The organism is Anaerocolumna sedimenticola, assembly GCF_009931695.1.
Classification (GTDB): Bacteria; Bacillota; Clostridia; order Lachnospirales; family Lachnospiraceae; genus Anaerocolumna; species Anaerocolumna sedimenticola.
The window spans coordinates 915038-933159 of record NZ_CP048000.1 but is presented as its reverse complement, the minus strand read 5'-3'; the positions used below and the strand labels follow the sequence as shown (position 1 = coordinate 933159).

Annotated in this window: 19 protein-coding genes and 2 pseudogenes; 17 read left to right on the top strand and 4 right to left on the bottom strand. The window is 36.2% G+C overall.

Translation table 11 applies throughout. From position 1 onward, the window contains the following. Positions 1–8 precede the first annotated feature (8 nt). The 3 genes from dtd (at position 9) to Ana3638_RS04100 (ending at position 1631) form a co-directional block, all read left to right on the top strand. Positions 9–455 (top strand): D-aminoacyl-tRNA deacylase, encoded by a 447-nt coding sequence (gene dtd, locus Ana3638_RS04110; protein ID WP_161836901.1) that lies wholly within the window; start codon positions 9–11, stop codon positions 453–455. A 268-nt stretch (positions 456–723) separates the two neighbouring features. Next, positions 724–1182, top strand: a complete 459-nt coding sequence (locus Ana3638_RS04105; RefSeq protein ID WP_161836900.1) for a hypothetical protein — start codon at positions 724–726, stop codon at positions 1180–1182. A 200-nt stretch (positions 1183–1382) separates the two neighbouring features. Beyond that, positions 1383–1631: a hypothetical protein gene (locus Ana3638_RS04100; RefSeq protein ID WP_161836899.1), complete on the top strand. Its 249-nt coding sequence runs from the start codon at positions 1383–1385 to the stop codon at positions 1629–1631. A gap of 31 nt (positions 1632–1662) precedes the next feature. On the opposite strand, the gene Ana3638_RS04095 is transcribed toward Ana3638_RS04100, so the two are convergent. Further along, positions 1663–2481, bottom strand: a complete 819-nt coding sequence (locus Ana3638_RS04095) for a GntR family transcriptional regulator (protein WP_246240776.1) — start codon at positions 2479–2481, stop codon at positions 1663–1665. A 301-nt stretch (positions 2482–2782) separates the two neighbouring features. Between Ana3638_RS04095 and deoC the strand changes: the two genes are divergently transcribed. From deoC to Ana3638_RS26715, 4 genes and pseudogenes are all read left to right on the top strand, one after another. After that, positions 2783–3502: a deoxyribose-phosphate aldolase gene (gene deoC / locus Ana3638_RS04090; protein WP_161836898.1), complete on the top strand. Its 720-nt coding sequence runs from the start codon at positions 2783–2785 to the stop codon at positions 3500–3502. 238 nt (positions 3503–3740) lie between these two features. Next, complete coding sequence (cysK, locus tag Ana3638_RS04085; protein WP_161836897.1) at positions 3741–4673, top strand: cysteine synthase A; 933 nt, start codon at positions 3741–3743, stop codon at positions 4671–4673. A gap of 284 nt (positions 4674–4957) precedes the next feature. Next, positions 4958–5323, top strand: a complete 366-nt coding sequence (locus Ana3638_RS04080; RefSeq protein ID WP_161836896.1) for a NusG domain II-containing protein — start codon at positions 4958–4960, stop codon at positions 5321–5323. A gap of 422 nt (positions 5324–5745) precedes the next feature. After that, a pseudogene (locus Ana3638_RS26715) lies at positions 5746–6042 on the top strand (transposase); the annotation flags it as partial. 243 nt (positions 6043–6285) lie between these two features. Here Ana3638_RS26715 and Ana3638_RS04070 read toward each other — a convergent pair. Continuing rightward, a complete protein-coding gene (locus Ana3638_RS04070; protein ID WP_161836895.1) occupies positions 6286–7464 on the bottom strand; it encodes an FMN-binding protein in 1179 nt (392 codons plus the stop codon). 582 nt (positions 7465–8046) lie between these two features. Between Ana3638_RS04070 and Ana3638_RS04065 the strand changes: the two genes are divergently transcribed. The 8 genes and pseudogenes from Ana3638_RS04065 to Ana3638_RS04030 all read left to right on the top strand — a co-directional run bounded on the left by Ana3638_RS04065 (position 8047) and on the right by Ana3638_RS04030 (position 12637). Beyond that, positions 8047–8520: an acyl-CoA thioesterase gene (locus Ana3638_RS04065; protein WP_161840434.1), complete on the top strand. Its 474-nt coding sequence runs from the start codon at positions 8047–8049 to the stop codon at positions 8518–8520. Between the two features lie 225 nt (positions 8521–8745). Continuing rightward, on the top strand, positions 8746–9006 hold the full coding sequence (spoIIID, locus tag Ana3638_RS04060; protein ID WP_161836894.1) for a sporulation transcriptional regulator SpoIIID: 261 nt from the start codon (positions 8746–8748) through the stop codon (positions 9004–9006). 170 nt (positions 9007–9176) lie between these two features. After that, positions 9177–10529 carry an APC family permease gene (locus Ana3638_RS04055; RefSeq protein ID WP_161836893.1) on the top strand — a complete coding sequence of 451 codons (1353 nt, stop codon included), beginning with the start codon at positions 9177–9179 and terminating at the stop codon, positions 10527–10529. Positions 10530–10631: 102 nt separating this feature from the next. Further along, on the top strand, positions 10632–11117 hold the full coding sequence (locus Ana3638_RS04050; RefSeq protein WP_161836892.1) for a ferritin-like domain-containing protein: 486 nt from the start codon (positions 10632–10634) through the stop codon (positions 11115–11117). Between the two features lie 303 nt (positions 11118–11420). Beyond that, positions 11421–11549: pseudogene (locus Ana3638_RS04045) on the top strand (sporulation transcriptional regulator SpoIIID); the annotation flags it as partial. Positions 11550–11686: 137 nt separating this feature from the next. Continuing rightward, a complete protein-coding gene (locus Ana3638_RS04040; protein WP_161836891.1) occupies positions 11687–11908 on the top strand; it encodes a DUF3791 domain-containing protein in 222 nt (73 codons plus the stop codon). Further along, positions 11898–12386: a DUF3990 domain-containing protein gene (locus Ana3638_RS04035; RefSeq protein ID WP_161836890.1), complete on the top strand. Its 489-nt coding sequence runs from the start codon at positions 11898–11900 to the stop codon at positions 12384–12386. The genes Ana3638_RS04040 and Ana3638_RS04035 overlap by 11 nt, the downstream gene beginning before the upstream one ends. After that, positions 12383–12637, top strand: a complete 255-nt coding sequence (locus Ana3638_RS04030) for a hypothetical protein (RefSeq protein ID WP_161836889.1) — start codon at positions 12383–12385, stop codon at positions 12635–12637. The genes Ana3638_RS04035 and Ana3638_RS04030 overlap by 4 nt, the downstream gene beginning before the upstream one ends. 146 nt (positions 12638–12783) lie before the next feature. On the opposite strand, the gene Ana3638_RS04025 is transcribed toward Ana3638_RS04030, so the two are convergent. After that, on the bottom strand, positions 12784–13719 hold the full coding sequence (locus tag Ana3638_RS04025; protein ID WP_161836888.1) for a magnesium transporter CorA family protein: 936 nt from the start codon (positions 13717–13719) through the stop codon (positions 12784–12786). Positions 13720–14257: 538 nt separating this feature from the next. On the opposite strand from Ana3638_RS04025, the gene Ana3638_RS04020 reads away from it, so the two are divergent. Then, positions 14258–15676 carry an NCS2 family permease gene (locus Ana3638_RS04020; RefSeq protein WP_161836887.1) on the top strand — a complete coding sequence of 473 codons (1419 nt, stop codon included), beginning with the start codon at positions 14258–14260 and terminating at the stop codon, positions 15674–15676. Between the two features lie 361 nt (positions 15677–16037). Here Ana3638_RS04020 and Ana3638_RS04015 read toward each other — a convergent pair whose 3' ends face one another. Next, the gene (locus Ana3638_RS04015) at positions 16038–17408 is read right to left on the bottom strand and encodes a uracil-xanthine permease family protein (RefSeq protein ID WP_161836886.1); all 1371 of its coding nucleotides are present in this window, start codon (positions 17406–17408) and stop codon (positions 16038–16040) included. Positions 17409–17749: 341 nt separating this feature from the next. On the opposite strand from Ana3638_RS04015, the gene Ana3638_RS04010 reads away from it, so the two are divergent. Further along, entirely contained in the window at positions 17750–18121 is a 372-nt protein-coding gene (locus tag Ana3638_RS04010; RefSeq protein ID WP_161836885.1) for a GntR family transcriptional regulator, read from the top strand. The last annotated feature ends 1 nt before the right edge of the window (position 18122 follow it).

Below are 18122 nucleotides of genomic sequence, written 5' to 3'. Positions count from 1 at the left end.
GAGTTATTATGAGAATTGTAATACAAAGGGTAACACAGGCCTCTGTGACAGTGGATGGAAACTGTATCGGCAGAATCGGTAAGGGACTTTTACTGTTAATCGGTATAGGCAAGGAAGATACAAAGGAAGTAATTGATAAATATATTGATAAACTTTTAAAGCTTAGGATTTTTGCGGATGAACAGGGTAAAACGAATTTATCACTGAGTGATATAAAAGGAGAAGTATTGGCTGTATCCCAATTCACCTTGTATGCGGACTGTAAAAAGGGTAACAGGCCTAATTTTTTACAGGCTGCCGATCCTATAAAAGCCGGGGAACTATATCTGTATTTTCTGAAGAGATGTAAAGAAATATTGGGTAAAGTGGAAGCCGGTGAATTTGGAGCAGATATGCAGGTAGATCTGATTAATGACGGACCATTTACGATTGTGTTGGATGATACGGCATTTTAATCCACATTTACTTAAGAACAGATTAGATTCGTTGTTATTCACAAAGCAGAATATTACTATTACGGATAGGATTAAACAAAATATAGGATTGAATAGGTGATTTCTGGTAAAAAGCCGTTGCATTTCATCAGAAAAGGTGTGATGCTGCCGTCGAACGATTTCCCCCGTTTTCGTTTGTAACCAGTTCAGATTTACGGTATAATTAGTTGCTGTAAATAATTGGATGAGACAAATGTGTTAGAAAAAACTAAGGTTTTGGAGGGTTATCATGAAAGGGAATAATTTGATCCATAATTGGGTTATCCTGTTTGTAATAGTCTTAAGTATGTGCAGTCTCTGTGTCAGTTACGCTGCGACGGTGGATGCAGATACGGATTTCAATAAATCAAATGGCATTAACTATATTTTTTCAGAAGATCACTCGGATGATTTTAAAATTAAATTACTTTCAAATGGGAAAGACATGGATTTATTAAATAATATCAGGCAGGATATTGGATACCCCCTGGAGGCTTATATCGAGCACAATTATAAAACCCTGGATATCAGCGGAGTCGAGGCGTTTAATTTAGGTGATTTCAATAATGGGCTGGTTAACCTGGCTATTGATTACCGTTTGACCAGGGAGAAAAATAAGAAACCATCTCAGAGTGCCAAAGTGGGTATTTATGATCTGGGCAGTATACCTTTTTTTATACCAGGGAGGATCCTTATTGGCGCCTGGTAAATCATAACGGCGCCTGGGGAATTGGTATCCCTGATATAGGAATCCCTGATAAAATTCATGAATTAATACCTGAAAATTTAACCGGATTAAGCGGTTATAATACGGTAACCTCTGCTAAGAAAGGTGTAGTAAAAGGTACAATTGCTATTGGTAAATTTTTACCTCATTCGGAAGAAATCCCTGAGATAAATTTAAGCAGCTTGGAATTACCAGAGGAAATAAATCGGGAAATTTGTGCGAACGGTGAAAAAGAAAGTACATTAGAAATTAAAACTGATTATTATTTCAGCGTGCCATTTGGAATAAATGAGGAAACCAGCGATGAAATGCTGAAACCCGCAAGGGCGGTCAGTTATGACTTACTTACCAATCATCCGCAGATTCAGGGAAAAATTACGGTAATGATTATAACAAAAGTAATTCATGATACGGAAACGGAACAAAAATAATATATGAGGCAATTCTAATGGACCACAGGTTCTATGAAATACTCAATTTCCTCTCAAAATCAATTGAGCCACTTCTAGTGTTATTACTGTTATATAAATCAAGTTTAAATACACATCTGTCTCCCCTGGTCACAGATGAGGTATATTCACAAATATATCCGGAATCCAGATAGGATGTTCTCTCAATGGAGTATCCCGCCATTCTATTTTTGCATTTAAGGATAGATGCATTTTTTTTATTAATTATGATAGCTTCAATGGTTTCCTCCGCATGACTAACATTTATTCCATATTGGGTTTTAAGAACATTGTAGAGAGATGCCTTAGAAAAATTAGTTTTTTCAATTCCGGTACACAAATAGTATGGGATAAAAGTGTTTTCAATTATCAATGGTTCACCATCAGCAAGGCGAAGTCTTTCAAGCACAAAAACCTTCTGTCCTACAGTAGCAAGCTTAAGCTTCTCTTTCATTTCTTCGTCAGCAGAAACGACTTCACACCGATTAATTTCAGAGGAAGGGATGGCTCCTGAGAGCCGGATATTCTCAGTGAAATTGTAAAGGTAGTTTATGCTGCGTCTGAGTTTCGGTTCAGCAATAAATGACCCCCTCCCTCTGTACCGAACAATAAGACCTGCTTCTACCAAGCGGTTTAGGGCAAGTCTTACTGTTGTTCTGCTGATATCCAAGATTTCTACGATATCATTTTCACCGAGCATTTTGTCACCAGGCTTTAATAAGCCGGATTGAATTTGGTATTTTAAATACTCTGCAAGCTGAGTGTAGATTGGTGCAGTGGTATTAGGGGAGAGATGAAAGGTTGATCTAAAGTATTCTTTATCCATATCCATAATAGTTACCATCCTTATATCGTATCCTGTAAAAGCTTATTGTTGGCAAAATAGAGATTATTTAACGCAATAATCATATCATATGTATCATATAATTGCAACATTGTAATAGCCTTTACAGTTCCTTTCACTAATAATAATGATATTTCAAAATAAAGATGATTATACTTGACTTAGACATAAAATAGGAATATGATTAATGTATCATACATTTAATACATATACTACAAGAAGTATATACCGAGGTTGGGCAGTATGATATTTTTATACGATACAAAATCATTAATTGGAGGAAATTACTATGATACCAGCAAAAAAAGCAAAAGAAATGACGACAAAGGAATTAGCTGCTTATATTGACCAGTCAGTTTTGAAACCTGAATTTACCCAGGATGAAATCCGCAAATACATTCAGGAAGGTATTGATTATGGTTGTACAACTGTTTGTATTAACCCTGCATCCTTATCAATTGCAAGGGAGATGTGCAACGGAACAGACACGGGAATTTGTGTAGTCTGCGACTTTCCGTTTGGACTTAGTTCAACAGAAGCAAAGGTAGCACAGGCAGATATAATATGTAAAGAAGGCGATATTCAGGATTTGGATATAGTAGCTAACTATGGCTTCATTAAAAGCGGAATGTTAAAAGAAGCAGAAAAAGATATTAAGGCTGTTGTAGATGCCTGCCACAAGTACGGTACATTAGTAAAGGTTATTTTTGAAACAGATGCTCTTACTATTGATGAGATTAAAAAAGCAACGGAGGCTGCTATCGCTGCGGGAGCTGATTTTGTAAAAACATCAACAGGCTTCTTTACAGGCGGAAAGAGTGACGGAGCTACTGTAGAAGTAATTACTGCTATTATGGATACGGCAAAAGGTAGATGCAAGGTAAAAGGTTCCGGTGGAATTCGTGACCAGGAGCATTTCTTTAAGCTGATTGATCTGGGAATTGACAGAATGGGCATTGGTTACCGCTCTACACCAATTGTTCTTGGGATTAAGGAAGAGAAAAAGTAAATAAAAAGTATCTGCTTATTTTTATAGTTGGTAATTTTGAATAAAAAGATAACTAGAATAATACAATAATCAGAGTGTAATTTTGAAACTTATAATAATTCATAGTAATCATATATGAAATATTAAAAATAATCATTGACAATTGGTAAGTACTGTGATAGATTATATATAAACAAAATGGTCTTAATGAATTCAATTATAAAGTTTCTAAAAATAAAAAATAAAGGAGAATTGTATTATGGCAAAGATAGCAAACAGTTTAACAGAATTAATCGGAAGAACCCCCCTTTTGGAATTATCAAATTATGAAAAAGCAAATGACGTTACGGCTAAAATTGTGGCAAAATTAGAATATTTTAATCCTGCAGGAAGTGTAAAAGACAGAATTGCAAAAGCAATGATCGATGATGCGGAAGCAAAAGGCATTTTAAAACCAGGCGCAACCATCATTGAGCCTACCAGTGGTAATACCGGTATCGGTCTTGCTTCTGTAGCAGCAGCAAGAGGGTATAAAATTATCTTAACCATGCCTGAAACAATGAGTATTGAACGTAGAAATCTTCTGAAAGCTTATGGTGCAGAATTAGTTCTTACCGAAGGAGCGAAAGGTATGAACGGTGCCATTGCAAAAGCAGAAGAATTAGCAAAAGAGATACCTGATTCCTTTATTCCGGGCCAGTTCATCAATAGTGCTAACCCTGAGGTTCATAGAAATACTACCGGTCCTGAAATTTGGGAAGATACCGATGGAAAGGTAGACTTCTTTGTAGCTGGTATTGGTACCGGCGGTACAATAACAGGTGTTGGCGAATACCTAAAGAGTAAAAATCCTGATATTAAAATTGTTGCAGTTGAGCCAAGTGCTTCTCCTGTTTTATCAAAGGGTACACCGGGACCTCATAAGATTCAGGGTATCGGTGCAGGTTTTGTACCGAAAGTTCTGAATACGGAAGTTTATGATGAAATTATAACCGTTGATAATGAAGATGCTTTTGCTACTGGCAAGGTAATCGCAAAAAGTGAAGGCCTGTTAGTAGGTATTTCTTCCGGAGCAGCAACCTGGGCAGCAACACAGCTTGCTAAACGTCCTGAAAATGCAGGAAAAACAATTGTAGTATTACTTCCGGATACCGGAGAAAGATATTTATCTACTCCATTATTTGCCGAATAATACTTACCGGCATAATCATAAGAGCCAAAACTCCCTGATTTAAAGGGGCTGATACAAAAATATTAAATTACGAACCGCATGTTGGGTTGGGTGAGTACTTTAAAGGATTTTTGCATCGGCCCCTTGTCTAATATACCGGTATCAAAGCGCCAAGAAAATTTTCCGTCAAGTATTTTAAAAGTTTCTAACAAGAATGCATTGCACAACAAGCGGACATCATTGTATAATAGGGAAAGCTTATTAAGACTTACGTGTCTTAATAAGCAGAAAGGTTTGGTGTTGTAATGAAACGGAATGATATCATATTAATTATTGTTATATTAGTATTTGCCGCTGCCGGTTTGCTATACATGAATTTCTCGAAGAAGAACGGGGATATGGTTGTGGTAAAAGTAGATGGGAAAGTATATAAAGAATTACCTTTGAATAAAGATACAACCTTTGAAATTCAAGGAGTGGGAGAAGGACGAAATCTTCTTGTCATAAAAGACGGCCATGCTGATGTCGTGGATGCAAATTGTCCGGACAAGCTTTGTGTCGACCAAAGGCAGATTGATAAGGATGGAGAAACCATAGTATGTCTTCCTAATAAAGTGGTTGTAGAAATAGAAAGCTCTATAGAAAATGAAGTAGATGCAGTAGCTCAATAAATTAGGACTAATGCGGCGCCCTTTTTCATTTCCGCGAAAGCAAAGTGAGTTAGCAAGCTTGCTTGCAATAATTCGAACGCGCACGCGAACCGAAGAAACTCGCAAAGCGTGTTTTCTTCCGGTTAGAGATGTTTATCACATTTTAGGGTATCAAAATAGCGTGTGATTATTATCCAACAGAGACACATTCTCACTCGGTTGCCGCACATAGCGGTACATAAGGTCGTGGCAGATAAGTGATTCTGCCACAACCTAAGTACCGATGGCGGCAAACGGTCTCTTAATGGATTAATAATCACACGCTAGTCTTTTACAAATCTATGTGATAAACATTCCAGATTTCTGAGGCGCCGTCCTACTTTTTAGATCAAAAAATAAATCCCAAACTTCGAAAAGGTGGGGATTTATGGTAAAATATTTGTATGCGGTTACAAAATAATTTACCTAAAATTTATACTTCATCTCAGAGCGGATATCAATTAAAACTTCCGCTAAATCTTGAATGTGTAATCTCAGAAGATGATTCCGTTCGATTACTAAGTCAGTTTGTGGAGGATATAAATTTAACTGACCTATATTTTACTTACGAAAGAGTAAGAGAAAATACGGTATCGCCAAGAACACTTCTAAAGATTATACTTTACTCTTACATGAATGGTGACTATTCTTCACGATCCATGGTACTTAATTGCAAAAGGGATATTAACATAAAGAAACTACATCAGAAGATTCAAAATGGAAAGACTGGAATGCATTTATTTCCAGTTAAAAGTGTATAAATTTTAAGTTATCTAATTAAAATTTCGAAGTTCTATATTTAGATTTATTAAAGTACTTTATTTTTAACAAACACAACTCAACTCAAGATGAAATAGATGAAAAAAAGTATTTTTAGACAAAAAGGATGCTGCCGCCTTACGATTTTCAATCGTTAAAGCGACAGTCCCTTTTCTGTAATAAGGCTATTTGTTTTTTACAAAATCTTTTATAAAAGAATGTGCCTGATTAATGCCATTAACAACCGCAGTTGATGATACCGTGGCTCCGGATACGGCATCAACCTGTCCCGGTGCCGTAGATGAATCCTCTTCTGTTGAGGTGACCTCAGAGGTTGTTGATTCGGAATCTTTTGTAGTATCTGAAGTTATGGAATCCGTAGTGTCAGCAGTATTATCCGAAGTATTCTCTACAGTTTCTACAACTGTTTCAGGAGCTGCTTTTGATAAACATTCCTTAACTAAGCTGATAAAATCATTAATCGAGATACTGGCACCGGATACGGAATCTGTTATTCCTTCTTCACTTACGGAAAAGGCATCAACGGACTGTTTTTCAAGTAAGTAATTTGCTATGGCAATCGACTGTTCCTGCCAGGTGGGTCCGTGCTCAGTCATTACATAAATACCATCTGCGGATAAAACGCTTTTTAATTCCCCTTTTTCATTATAAGCGTCCCAGATCACTTCCGACATTTTACCATCCTGAATCGTCAATGTAACTTTATCTTTATACCCCTGATCATCAAATTCTGCCTCTTCCGCTTCGTATGTACCATCAGCCCATATATTGCCTGTTTCTGAGGTAGAAGAAGTATCTTCTGTAGTATCACTATCAGCAGTGCTAACATCTGTAGTTTCAGAATCCATAGTTTCATTTGAATCAGATCCTGTTTCTGCCGTTTGTACTTCATCTGAATTGGCAGTAGAGGTATCGGCTGTTACTTGCCCTTTTAATGAAACGGGGGCAGTTATACCGTTAAACTGACTTAAGAAAGTATTATCCGTAATCTTATCTCCGTAGCCCTGGGATTCTTTCTGTTCTTTTATAGTGATTGATTTAACCGTATTACCGGTATTATCAAAGGTAATATCCATAAGAATATTTCCGCTATAACCCTTACTTGAAACAGTAACCAGATAACCTCCGATTTTACCGTCATCTGTGTAGATATAAGATGCGGATTTGATTACGGCATCGCCTGAATTTTGATAACCGGTGAGATCAATTGCGCCGGGATTATCAGCGTCCATACCGGAAGTTTTTTCGGTCTGGTTTAAAAAAAGAAAACCGCATATTATGATTGCCAGCAAAATTATAATAACAGCACTTACTATTCCTATCATTTTCTTGTTTTTGTTCATTTAAATACCCATTGCATAACATATCTGCTCACAGATGTGTTACTGCCATACAATAAAATGTGAAACAAGTTTCACAGGTGAAAGAATCTATGTATGGCATTCCTTTCTTTAATAAATTTTTAATGGCTCGCGTGTCTTTTACGAGACAATTCACACGAATGCAACATTGCCGTTTATAACCGCAAAGGTACATGAAAATCCTGTCTCCCATTAAGCAGATTTGATTTGCTTTCTTGGGTTAAAATTCATTAGTTAACGAGGTGTTATTTTATTTTTTAGGATAAAATAATAGATATGGACTTGTTAGGTATTTTATCATAATATGGTTATGCAGTAAAGGCTTTCCCTGAATATCCCAGATTCAGGCAAAAAGAAATAGGTGGACAATTAACGGCAAAGCAGTATATAATATAATGTCTGAATTAATTTAAATATTAGAATTAAGTGTAAAAAATCTTCTCCCGTTCTCATTCCAGCACGAATTGGATTTTTTCACTCAATTCAATCCTATCAACTACCGAAATCAATCACAGTTTCAATACAAGGAGCAAAAAAGTGAAAGAAAATATAGATGGTTCTAAAATGGAAAAAATAAAACGAGTGGAAGATTCACTTACGGAACAAATACAGCTGCTGATGCCTCAGCATATTAACGGAACCGGAAGATTGTTTGGCGGTAAACTCCTGGAATGGATCGATATAGTGGGCGGAGTAACGGCCAGAAGACATTCCGAATGTGATGTTATTACTGCTGCTATTGACAACCTGCAATTCAAAGAGGGAGCTTATCAGAATGATACTCTGGTTTTGATCGGGAGGGTTACTTATGTCGGGAACTCCTCCATGGAGGTCAGGGTAGATACTTATGTTGAGGAATTATCTGGAATCCGCAGACCGATAAACCGGGCTTATATGGTTTTTGTGGCTCTGGATAAAGAAGGAAAACCAACCCGTGTACCTCGCTTAAGCGTTGAAACGGAAAATCAGCGTGGTGAATGGGAGGGTGCATTAAAACGCAACGAATTACGTAAAATAAGAAGAACAGAAGGGTATTAGTAAATAGTACAGCCTTGCATAGATTTCACTTAACTCAGCACCTGCTATTTACGCAGGTACTGCGTGTCGTCAATCAGCGTAGCCATTGCTACGTCTCATTACTTCGCCTTATCCCAGCGTAAATATCAAGCACTGATAGTAAGCGAAATTTATGCAAGGCTGTACTAGACATAACATGGGACAAACAAGCATATATTAGAAAAAACAAGCTTGGGGGCCCATAGGATGCAGCAATACATTGAAGATAGAATAATCGAGCTGGCTTATTATACCATTGAGACGAAAGCGACTGTAAGAGAAACGGCTCTGAAATACGGAATCAGTAAATCCACTGTTCATAAAGATTTGCAAGACCGTTTACCTTATGTCAATAAGCAGTTATACCATGCCGTTAATGAAATACTTATGACGAATAAGTCGGAGAGGCATATTCGCGGCGGTTTGGCAACAAGGCAGAAATATCGGAGTATTGTTGAGGCAATGTAAAACCAAAGGGTGTCTTTGTAAGCATGGATCGAAGACACCCTGATATTTTCTTACCAGAGTCGGCTTGAGACAATCTGGGAAAAAATAGATGTATAACGAATTCATGTTACAGGATACAAATAGTAATAATAAAAAACAATGGATAAAACTCAAAAAAAACAGGAGAAATTATGGAAAATAGAAAAGAACATTACAGTTTATTAACCGCTACCACCATGATCATTGGTATCGTGATTGGTTCCGGTATTTTCTTTAAAAGTGATGATGTATTAAAGTACACTGGAGGAAATATAGGCTTAGGTATCCTGGTGTTATGTATTGGAGCATTTAGTATTATTTTTGGAAGTCTGACACTTACAGAGCTTTCGATGAGAACGAAAAAGAACGGCGGTTTTGTCGGATATTACGAAGAATTTATATCGAAAGGAGCAGCCTGTGGTTTTGGATGGTTTCAGACATTTATCTATTTTCCTTCTCTCACTGCAGTTGTTGCATGGGTATCCGGAATTTATACCGCTTCGCTTTTTGGGTTTGAGGGCACCTTAGAAAATCAAATAGCGATCGGTTTTGGTTTTATGACCTTATTATTTTTAATTAATATTTTATCTCTGAAACTTGGGGGATATTTTCAAAATCTCACAACCATAATTAAACTGATCCCTTTATTGGGTATCGCTTTATTAGGTGTTTTTTTAGGTTCTGCTAATCCTGAAATTCCCAAGGGTATTGAAATTATAGGAAAAAGCAATGTAGGTTTTGGCTGGCTTGCCGCTCTTGCGCCCATAGCCTTTTCTTATGATGGCTGGATTATTGCAACAAGCATAACGAATGAAGTAAAAAAACCGCAAAAGAATATGCCCCTTGCTTTAATAATAGGACCACTCGTAGTATTGGGAGTTTATCTTCTGTATTTTCTTGGAATCACCAATATGCTGGGTACCAGCTACATTATGTCAACCGGTAATGATGCCGTAAATAAAGCCGGAGAGATTCTCTTAGGCAATCATGGCAGTAAAATTATTTTGATTTTTATCATTATTTCAATTTTAGGAGTTGTAAATGGAATAACCCTGGGAAGTTTAAGAATGCCCCAGGCACTTGCCAGTAAAGATATGATACCTGGCTCTAAGAAAATAGCTGAAATACATCCCAAGTATCAATTATCCTTAAAATCGTGCCTTTTAAGCTATATTATTACTCTTATATGGATGGTACTTCACTATATTACACAAAAAAGCGGTATCATCGGAAGCAGTGATGTAAGTGAAATAGCAATTGTATTTAGTTACGTATGTTATATTATATTGTATTTGAAAGTTATGAAAATGAAGAAGGATAAACTAATAAAAAGTAAATTTAAAGGAATTATATGTCCGGTTTTTGGGATATTGGGTTCTGTAATTATATTAATTGGAGGAATTGTCTCCAATCCACTGTATGTACCTGTATTTATGCTGATTTGCCTTATTGTAGGCGGAATTGGTTACTATTATTACTATTCAAAAAAGAAATATCAAAGATAATTTTATCTGGAATCTGCATCTCAATATTGAAGCAGTCTTGACAAAAAAAGGAAAAACAGATATGGTTAAGATATAAAATCAAAAGAAAAGGAGCAGATGCATATGGATACTTTAGAACTGGCACTTTCACTGGAGTTTGACCTTGAAAAATATTATGAAGCCCAGGCGGAAAAGAATAAAGACAACAGCTTAAGCGTTGTTTTTACCATACTGGCAGGAGAAGAACAAAAGCACACGGAGATTTTATTAGGAAAAGCAGATGTTCTTGATCTGGATATTAAAGACAAAAACATTCTGGATGAAGCAAGAGAATTATTTACTCAGCTAAGAGATTTTAAAAGTGAGATAAAGGAATTTCCAAATCAGTTGGATTCCTACCGGATGGCTCTTGAGATGGAAGAAAAAAGTCTGAAATTTTATAAAAACCTCCATGATACGGCTGAAACGGATAAGGAAAAGGAAACCTATCAGTATTTAATAAAGCAGGAAGATATTCATTGTATTATTCTCGAGGAACTGGTAAAATTAACGACCAGGCCGGAAGAATGGGTGGAATCGGCTGAATTTGGAATAAGGGAAGATTATTAAATCTGTACTTAGCATTGTTATTTAAAATAAAGGAAAGCTTTTCTATAAGGGGCTGCTGCAATAATCTTAAATTGTAAACCTTGCGGAGGAATAAACTTATATTCTATACGCCGGTTAAATATAATAAGATCATTGCAGCAGCCCTTTACTTTACGGATAAAAGTTATTTTTAGAACACCTTTTCTATAAAACAGTCCAGACGGATGGCTGTTATTTCGGCTAAGGAAGTAACGCTAAAATCGGATATAATTTATAGCATTCACGCATACAATATAGAAACAAGTACAATAGGGGGATATCCTTTTGAAAGGCTATATAGAAGAACGGGCAGTAGAAATTGCCAATTACATAATTGATAATAATGCAACCGTGAGGCAGACGGCCAAACAATTCGGCATTTCGAAATCAACCGTACATACAGATGTAACAGATACGAACGTTTTTCTCTGTATCTAGTAAAATTCTTGTTTATTCTAAGCAAAATTATTAACAATAAGTTATAAATTAAGTTCATTATCTGTCTTTAGATTAATATAAATGTAATAGGGAAATGTATTGGAGTGGCGTTTTTGAACCAGGCAGAGAGAGATATGAATTTAATGGTTGTGGAAGCAATTGAGGGTTATGCATACAATCATAAATTAACAGCAAAAGAGGTATACGAACTTTTTTCAAAAAAGGGTATTATATCTTTACTTCGTTCTCAATATCAGGCTTTGCATACACAAAGTCTGGAAGAAAGCATTTATTTTGTGGAAGATGTTTTAAGGAGAGAGCGAAATGATGGATGAAAGGATTGTATTCCATGGCACCAATGTTGTATTTGACCAGGTTGATCTGAATCATTCTAAGGATAAACGGGATTTCGGTAAAGGGTTTTATACTACCACAGTGGAGGATTATGCAGCGAATTGGGCTGAGAATATGTACATTCGTTATGGAGGGGAAGGCAGATATGTCATGAAGTTTAAATTAAAGCCGGGTCCCGGCTTAAAAGTGAAAACATTCTGCGGGTTAACCAGAGAGTGGCTTACCATGATTAAAAATAACCGGATGTGCGGCGGAATACAACACGATTATGATATAGTAATTGGCCCGGTAGCCAATGATAATACAATGAGAACCGTGGCTTTATATGTAGCAGGAATTTATAATGAGGAAATGGCAATTGAACAGTTGAGAACTTATGAAGCTCATGACCAGGTTTCGTTACATACGAAAAAAGCATTAGAATGTCTGGAGTATCTAGGGAGGATTACAATAGCATGATAAATCGGTATATATATAAAGGACAGGATATTACGCTGGATATTATTATGAAAATAGAACACGTAGTCCGCTTAATAGCTGATCAGACCCAGAAACCATTTGACGATTGCCTTTATGAATTCTACCAGTCTAAAGTCTATGAAGCATTACAAAAAACAGGATCTCTTATGTGGTGCGAAAGTGCTGAATTCATCGTAGATGAGTTTTTCCGGGAAAAAAGAAATGAAAATTATAATGATAATAGTAAATAAATAATAAGGCTGGTGCTTAATTAATAAGCTGTTAATCTTGTAGCCGGAAAAGGTTTACACAACTACAAGAATTCGCTTTTTACATTACACCAGCATTTTTGGTATCCGGGCATAAATAATAAAAGTTTATGAATTTTAGGTACCTCTTATAAAAATTTCTTCTTTTTAAAATAAAAGATACATAAAACAGCAACAATTACACTTATTACAATTACGAATAAATAACCATATTTCCAATGCAGCTCAGGCATATAGGTAAAATTCATGCCATACCAGCCTACAATCAGGGTAAGGGGAAGGAAAATGGTAGTAACCACGGTGAACATCTTCATGATATTATTTAAATTATAATCCAGCTGGGCGTGATAAGAGTCCCTTACATGGTCGCTGTAGTCCTGAAGCATTCTGGTATTATTGCTAAGACGGGTAACCCGGTCTGTAAATAATTTAAAATACCTCAGATTATCCGCATTGAAAATATCAATAGCGTTTTCTTCCAATTCTTCACCGATTACAATTAATTGTTCATAAAAATTATCTAAGAGAAGCAGTCTTTTTCGGATTCCGGTTATTTTATAGTTGAAATTCCGGTCCAGATGGTTATCGTTAATTTTATCTTCGTGATTACTAATCTCTTCTTCGATTTTCTCCAATGTGGAATAGTTATTGAGAATCAGCCGTTCCAGGAAACCATATATTAAACGCTCCAAGGTTACTTTTGAAAGGTTGATATGTTTTAATGACTCAAATAATTCCACTCTCATACTGTCATCCTGGTCTTCAATAACTACGATCAGAAATAAATTGCTTTTTATATAGATGCCGATTCGGTCCTGTACACGGATAAAATGTTTCGTTTCTATTCCGGTTATAATGCCAAAATGGTAATCATCATAAACTTCAATCTCACCATGAATTTCATGGGTATCATTTTTACATTCCATAACGGTAGCAAGAGCAAAACCAAAACATTCATAACACTCTTCCAATTCGTCCAGGGTAATGATTCCGAAAGTCAGGATATCCGGGTTATAGTCCTGCAGGTTTATGGGAGATATTTCGCTTTGTATCTGATAATACATGGTTTGTTTCCTTTCATCTCGATATTACCCTTAGGTAATTGCGATACTATATAGCTTGCCGAATATCCCATACAATTGATACAATTTCATAACTTCAGATGCCCTGTGGACAAGATTCAGTTCTGAAATTGTATCAGTGCATAGGATATAGATTCCATAATTCTGTTTCGCAATTACCTAACGATATTATCCTGAGTATACCATACTTCCAGAAAATTGAAAATAATTTTCAGTATTTAAATAATCGGAAAACAATCAGCAATAATAAACTTATGGGAAATTGTTTTTCAAATTTCCCATAAAAGGCGTTGACCTTGCGCCGTGCATCTTGATAATAGGAACACGTTTTTTGTTTATATATAAGCATTATATAAGTGATTGATTATTTTTTTAATAAAGGCCTTGTAAAAAAGTTATTTAAATATGAAAAATAATCATGTATAATATACCATGTTATTAAGGTTTTATAAAATTTATTACAATTATTTAAAATTAAGAGGAAAACTCTTAAGATAAAACAAGTTAAAAGGAGAAAGTTATGGAAAAATTTTTCAAACTTAAGCAAAGTGGCACTACAGTATCTACGGAAGTAGCTGCCGGTATTACAACCTTTTTTGCAATGGCCTACATTATCTTTGTTAACCCGCAGATGTTAAGCCAGACTGGAATACCTAGCGGAGCGGTATTTCTGGCAACCATCATAGCATCCGTTGCAGGTACCTTGGTTATGGGACTTTTTGCAAATGTGCCATATGCACAGGCTCCGGGTATGGGATTAAATGCATTTTTTACTTACACAGTATGTTTTGGTTTGGGATTTTCCTGGCAGCAGGCTTTGGCAATGGTATTTTTATGTGGTTTAATCAATATCCTTATTACCGTTACCAAAATACGTAAATTAATTATTAAAGCAATTCCAGCAAGCGTACAAAATGCCATCGGCGGCGGAATTGGTATCTTTATAGCTTATATTGGTATTAAAGATGCAGGACTTCTTCAGTTTACCTCTGACCCGGGTAAAAATGTTGTATTAGATGGAGGTACCGTTGTTGCTGACAGCAGTATCGTACCAGCTTTAGTAAAGTTTAACAATCCCGCAGTTATTTTATCGTTAATCGGAATTTTAATTATGTTTGTACTTTTAATTTTAAAAGTAAAAGGCGCAATTTTAATCGGTATCGCTGCAACTACAATTATTGGAATTCCTATGGGTGTTGTAAATTTATCAGCTCTTAGTGCAACACCTGGTTTAGGTGATTCTTTCACCCAGCTTGGCACAACCTTTGGTGCAGCTTTTGGTAAGGCAGGTCTTTTATCCTTATTCAGTGATGCAGCTAAAATACCGCTGGTTTTAATGACGATTTTTGCATTTAGTTTATCTGATACATTTGATACTCTTGGAACTTTCATCGGAACAGGTAAGAGAACAGGAATTTTTGATGATGCTGATGAAAAAGCACTTCAGGACGGTTCCGGATTTAAGTCCAAGATGGACAAGGCATTATTTGCCGACTCTATCGCTACCTCCATTGGTGCTATCTTTGGTACCTCCAATACAACCACTTATGTTGAAAGTGCTGCAGGTATTGGTGCCGGCGGACGTACTGGTTTAACTTCCGTCGTTACAGCCGCTTTATTCCTTATCAGCATGTTCCTTGCTCCTATTGTAGGAATCGTTCCTGCACAGGCTACCGCACCTGCTTTAATCGCTGTTGGTATTATGATGTTAGCATCCTTTAAGGAAGTTAACTGGACAGATTTAGATGAAGCAATTCCTGCATTTTTTGCAGCAATCTTTATGGCATTTTGCTACAGTATTTCTTATGGTATTGCAGGCGGATTTATATTCTACTGCTTAGTTAAAATCTGCAGAGGTAAAGCAAAAGAAATACATCCGGTTCTTTGGGTTGCAACAGGTTTGTTTATCCTAAACTTTATTATTTTATCTTTATTATAATCAACTAGTTAAGCTTTCAATTTCTATTAAGATTAATACTCTATATTCAACAGGAAATTATAATAAGTCTTATTATTTCCCTTAGGATGTAGAGTATTTTTAATTTGGAAAGGGTAACCCTTTCACATGAATAGCGGGGCCTTATGGTACATGGTTCGCGTAAAAAGAAGACATTGCTGTATAACCACTCGGCCGCAAAGCAGCAAGCCCGCTGCGGTTTTAAAACAACAAGTTATAAGTAATGTAAATAAATGAGGAAGCTTTATTTAAATGCATAAAAGAAGCAGAGGAATCCTTTTAGGAAGCACCTCTGCTTCTTTTTACTACTTACTGTTAGAATACGTACATTTCGTTATATTACTTATTCTTCTGTAGAGGTTATATCTTTATCTGCAAAAGAAAGAAGAAGATTTAAAACAATACCAAAAACCGCTGCGGAAGCAATAGCCGGAAACTGAATTCCAAACATCGGTATCATGCCGCCTTCAAAACCGAAACTGCCGCCTAAGCCGATGATTAAGATAACCGCGATAACTGCTAAGTTTTTGGATTTAAACATATCCACTTTTCTGTCCATCATAATAGTAATACCCTGAGCAGCGATAATACCGAATAAGTAGATGGATAATCCGCCGATAACTGCAGTAGGTATGGAGTATACCGCGTTAATTAATGGTGTAAAGCAGGAAATAACCATGGTAATGATAGCAGCTGCAATTAATACAGGAACGGAGAAGATCTTAGATAATGCCATGGTACTGATGTTCTCACCGTAGTTTGTACCTGCAGGACCACCGATAAAGCCGGATACAATATCACCGATACCGTCACCGATCAGATTTAGTCCAAGCTTATCATCAATATCATAACGTTTGGAGCCTTTTTTCTTAGCCAGGTCATTAACATAAATATGAAGCTGGTAAACATGTGCCGTAGATTCCGGTATGGTTGCAATTGCAATAGGCATAATTGCTGCAACAGCTGCCATTGACGGCTTTGGTAAAGTGAATACCGGTAAGTTGAAAATTCCTGCTGATTCAACAGTATGAAGGTTAATAAAAGGAATTCCTGTAGCCGCACCTAGAATCGCTGCAACGATATAACCTGTAAAAAGGCCAAAAAGAATAGGCAGCTGACTCAGCTTACCTTTTAAGTATACGGAATATAAAATTGTGGAAATAAGGGTAATAAGAGCGATAACCCAAGCTAAGTTACCTGCTAAACCTGCCTGATCAGCTGCTACTTCCGGATGGCTTGCTGCGTTGGTCATTGCATTTGATGCAAGTGATAAACCAATAATAATAGCTATACTGCCTGTAACAGTTGGGGGAAGGACTTTTTCGATGGCTGCTTTACCACTTTTTCTTATAATGGCACCGGCGAAAATAGAAACGAAACCGGACATTACAATACCAAATTGAGCAACAGAGATTTTGTCATTAAGACTGTAATTAGAAAATGCTTCAGCACTCATAATAGATGCGATAGCTGCAATATAAGAAAAACTGGAACCATAATATAATGGTATTTTTCTTCCTGTAACAAGAAGGAAAGTGAGTGTTGCCAAACCACTGGCAAAAATAGTAGTGGATACATGGAAACCTGTAATAAGTGCTACCAGAACCGTTGCGGGGAACATAACTACGATTTGCTGTAATGCAAATAGGAACAATTCCAGAAACGGGGGTCGCTCATCTGGCAAGTAGCCGATAGATTGATTTTTTGATGACATTAATTTGTTACCTCCTATAATTTTTTATATTTTGACATAAAGAATAGACTTTGTAAAGAGGTTTTTTTAAAAATATTTACTGTAATTTTCATCAGGGATTTTATAGGGTTAGAATGTCAGAAAAAGACCTGAAATATGCAAAATAATCAGTATATTATCAGAATATTTGAAAGTAGTTTTATAGATTGGCCACAAGAAAAACAGGCCCTGCCAGGACCCTTTTTATTTAAGAGAAAATTTATTTTTTCTTTCAAATTCAAAATTATTCTTGACAAAATGTATATTATGAGTATTATGTATATATAAGGTATATACAATAAACACATGAAAGAGGTGACTGGGTGGATATCATTATCAGTAACTCAAGTGGTAAACCGATTTATGAGCAGATTACCAATCAGATTAAAAATATGATAATAAGCGGAGAATTAAAGTCAGGACAGTCCCTGCCATCGATGAGACTGCTTGCTAAGGAATTAAGAATCAGTGTAATTACCACAAAGCGGGCATATGAAGATTTAGAGAGAGACGGCTTTATTACCACTCTGGTTGGAAAAGGAAGTTTTGTTTCAGAAACAAATACCGAGCTGGTAAAGGAAGAACAGCTTAAAGTAATTGAAGAATATCTGCTTAAAGCGGTGGATAACGCTAAGGTAAGCGGAATTAAACTGGAAGAATTACATGATATATTGGATGTGATTTATAATGAGTAAG

Coding starts and splice junctions, on each gene's coding strand:
- Ana3638_RS04070 (WP_161836895.1), bottom strand. CDS start 7,464: ATGAACAAAAACAAGAAAATGATAGGAATAGTAAGTGCTGTTATTATA.
- Ana3638_RS04095 (WP_246240776.1), bottom strand. CDS start 2,481: ATGGATATGGATAAAGAATACTTTAGATCAACCTTTCATCTCTCCCCT.
- spoIIID (WP_161836894.1), top strand. CDS start 8,746: ATGCAGCAATACATTGAAGATAGAATAATCGAGCTGGCTTATTATACC.
- dtd (WP_161836901.1), top strand. CDS start 9: ATGAGAATTGTAATACAAAGGGTAACACAGGCCTCTGTGACAGTGGAT.
- cysK (WP_161836897.1), top strand. CDS start 3,741: ATGGCAAAGATAGCAAACAGTTTAACAGAATTAATCGGAAGAACCCCC.
- Ana3638_RS04065 (WP_161840434.1), top strand. CDS start 8,047: ATGGAAAAAATAAAACGAGTGGAAGATTCACTTACGGAACAAATACAG.
- Ana3638_RS04035 (WP_161836890.1), top strand. CDS start 11,898: ATGATGGATGAAAGGATTGTATTCCATGGCACCAATGTTGTATTTGAC.
- Ana3638_RS04105 (WP_161836900.1), top strand. CDS start 724: ATGAAAGGGAATAATTTGATCCATAATTGGGTTATCCTGTTTGTAATA.
- Ana3638_RS04020 (WP_161836887.1), top strand. CDS start 14,258: ATGGAAAAATTTTTCAAACTTAAGCAAAGTGGCACTACAGTATCTACG.
- deoC (WP_161836898.1), top strand. CDS start 2,783: ATGATACCAGCAAAAAAAGCAAAAGAAATGACGACAAAGGAATTAGCT.
- Ana3638_RS04055 (WP_161836893.1), top strand. CDS start 9,177: ATGGAAAATAGAAAAGAACATTACAGTTTATTAACCGCTACCACCATG.
- Ana3638_RS04015 (WP_161836886.1), bottom strand. CDS start 17,408: ATGTCATCAAAAAATCAATCTATCGGCTACTTGCCAGATGAGCGACCC.
- Ana3638_RS04080 (WP_161836896.1), top strand. CDS start 4,958: ATGAAACGGAATGATATCATATTAATTATTGTTATATTAGTATTTGCC.
- Ana3638_RS04030 (WP_161836889.1), top strand. CDS start 12,383: ATGATAAATCGGTATATATATAAAGGACAGGATATTACGCTGGATATT.
- Ana3638_RS04025 (WP_161836888.1), bottom strand. CDS start 13,719: ATGTATTATCAGATACAAAGCGAAATATCTCCCATAAACCTGCAGGAC.
- Ana3638_RS04050 (WP_161836892.1), top strand. CDS start 10,632: ATGGATACTTTAGAACTGGCACTTTCACTGGAGTTTGACCTTGAAAAA.